Source organism: Halorubrum cibi, from assembly GCF_900182635.1.
Taxonomy (GTDB): domain Archaea; phylum Halobacteriota; class Halobacteria; order Halobacteriales; family Haloferacaceae; genus Halorubrum; species Halorubrum cibi.
This window is the reverse complement of sequence record NZ_FXTD01000028.1, coordinates 1-1,948: the sequence shown is the minus strand read 5'-3', so window position 1 is coordinate 1,948 and position 1,948 is coordinate 1. Positions and strand designations below refer to the sequence as shown.

The following is a 1,948-nucleotide window of genomic DNA, read 5'->3' as shown; positions in this document are numbered from 1 at the left end:
AGCTGGTCAAGCGCCGCGCTGACCTCAACGAGTTCGTCGTCGGGGTCGGGACCGCAGACGCCGGTGGAGCAACACATCGCTTCTTCGTACAGGGTAAGTTCGGTCATGATTGAGTCGGATCGCGGTCGTACGTCTGACGTATCGTTCACAGCAGGACACGTTTGTTTGTCCTCTCTGTGGCCGATTCATTTGAACAAACTCTCATACAATTATAAGCTCTTCGGTCGGATATCTCCACATCGGTCGCACAGTCATTTCATCTTGAACGGCCGAGACCCCCCGATCACCCGATAAATCCGTTGGTGGCCCACGATCCTGGGTCGTCGACACACGTCGTGGTTCGACACTTCGACGCCGGGGCACTCACGAGGACGAGCGCACTTTCGACATCACCGTTCTGGATCTGCCGCGCCGCAGTCGGCGGAATCCAAACCGCGTCGCCGGCTTCGAGTTCGACGGATTCGTCGTCGATAACGACGGTAGCTTCACCCTCTAAGAGGACGTATATCTCCTCGTGATCCTCCGCGGCGTGGTCATGCGACTTATTCCGCCATCCGGGTTCACAGCGCGCGATTGACACGCCGACCTGCTCGCTATCGAGCGAGTCAGTAAGCGGCCGCATCGCGCCCGAGGTGGTCTCGATGTCGGTGTAATTGACCCGTTTGTAGGAACCGGTCACGGCGAACACCCTGTAGCGGCGCATTCGGTCGTATCGTTGCTCGAGCCTGCCGAGATGGTCGTTGTCGACCGCCAGACACCTGCCACAAGTCTCGTCTCTTTCACACGAGACAATATTTGAGAGATTACTATATTGTTTTCGCTGTCCAGCTATCAGTTGAGACGGCGCTCCGCAACGTTTAATCCCAGCTTGGTTCAATTGTTTGTATGTCATCTACCGAGCGTTTACAGCGGTACGTCGCCGACGAATGTGGCTCCTGTACAGATGAAGATCTCGCCGACCGGTTAGCGGAGCTAGAAGAACTGAACGAGAGCGTCGGCGGGTCGGACCTGGAGACCGATATCGAGCTACTGTCGGCGCTCGGCAACGAGACCCGATACAAGATCGTTCGGATGCTTCACGCGGCTGATGACGAGGAGCTATGCGTGTGTGAGCTCTCGCCGCTCTTGGACGTGAGCGACAGCGCAATCAGCCACGCCCTCTCGCAGCTCACTGATGCTGGCCTCGTCACGCGCCGGAAGGAAGGGAAGTGGCGGATGTATCGCGCCACGCCGCGTGCGAACGCGGTCCTCGTCGCTCTCGACGGGTCGCGGTCGCTGTAAGAAGGTTCCCGGCTCAGAGTAGCCCGGCGAAGACGGTGTTGAACAGCACACCGACGGTGATCCCGATCGTCACGACCGTCGTCGCGTAGATCGCGAGCAGCCGGCGTTCGAACAGCTTGTTCAGGAGGATCAGGTTCGGGATGCTGATCCCCGCCCCGCCGATGACGAACGCAATCACCGTTCCGATCGGGATCCCCGCCTCAGTGAGCGAGTGCGCGATCGGCAGCATTCCGCTGATGCTCACGTAGATCGGCGCACCGGCGAGTGCGGCGATCGGGGTCGCGAGCGGGTTCCCCGGCCCGGCGATCCGCTGGAGGAGCTCCGCCGGTACGGCGCCGTGGATCAGCGCGCCGATCGCGATCCCGACCGCGATGTACGGGAGTGTGTCGCGGAAGAAGGAGAGCGCGCCCTCCCCCGCGGCAGTCACGCGTTCCTTGTGGGTTCTGTTCGTCGCCGTCGTCCCGCACTCGCTACATCCGCCAGCGTCGGCTGCCCCCGACGTGTCCGAGGGAGTCGCTCCGCCGTCGGTCGCGATTTCACGACCGCCCGCGGTGATCCGGACGTCCTTGATATACCCGTCGAGTTCGAACGTCCCGATGATGAGTCCCGCGACGATCGCCGCGAGCAGCGCCGTCGTCACGTACGCGACGGTCACGCCGGTCCCGAA

The 1,948-nt window shown here is 61.4% G+C and carries 4 protein-coding genes; 1 reads left to right on the top strand and 3 read right to left on the bottom strand.

Going from position 1 to position 1,948, the window contains the following annotated elements; translation table 11 throughout:
• Window positions 1–107 (bottom strand): arsenic metallochaperone ArsD family protein (locus FN829_RS15685; RefSeq protein WP_142987859.1); only part of this gene is annotated, 107 nt, incomplete at its 3' end.
• Window positions 108–283: 176 nt separating this feature from the next.
• On the bottom strand, window positions 284–703 hold the full coding sequence (locus tag FN829_RS15680) for a cupin domain-containing protein (RefSeq protein WP_004595751.1): 420 nt from the start codon (window positions 701–703) through the stop codon (window positions 284–286).
• Window positions 704–885: 182 nt separating this feature from the next.
• Between FN829_RS15680 and FN829_RS15675 the strand changes: the two genes are divergently transcribed.
• The gene (locus FN829_RS15675) at window positions 886–1,281 is read left to right on the top strand and encodes an ArsR/SmtB family transcription factor (protein ID WP_004595752.1); all 396 of its coding nucleotides are present in this window, start codon (window positions 886–888) and stop codon (window positions 1,279–1,281) included.
• A gap of 13 nt (window positions 1,282–1,294) precedes the next feature.
• Here FN829_RS15675 and FN829_RS15670 read toward each other — a convergent pair.
• A partial coding sequence (locus FN829_RS15670; RefSeq protein ID WP_142987858.1) for a permease occupies window positions 1,295–1,948 on the bottom strand: 654 nt, incomplete at its 5' end.

What these genes read in the sequence shown, in the direction of transcription:
- FN829_RS15675 (WP_004595752.1), top strand. Translation starts at nt 886, where the DNA reads ATGTCATCTACCGAGCGTTTACAGCGGTACGTCGCCGACGAATGTGGC.
- FN829_RS15680 (WP_004595751.1), bottom strand. Translation starts at nt 703, where the DNA reads ATGCGCCGCTACAGGGTGTTCGCCGTGACCGGTTCCTACAAACGGGTC.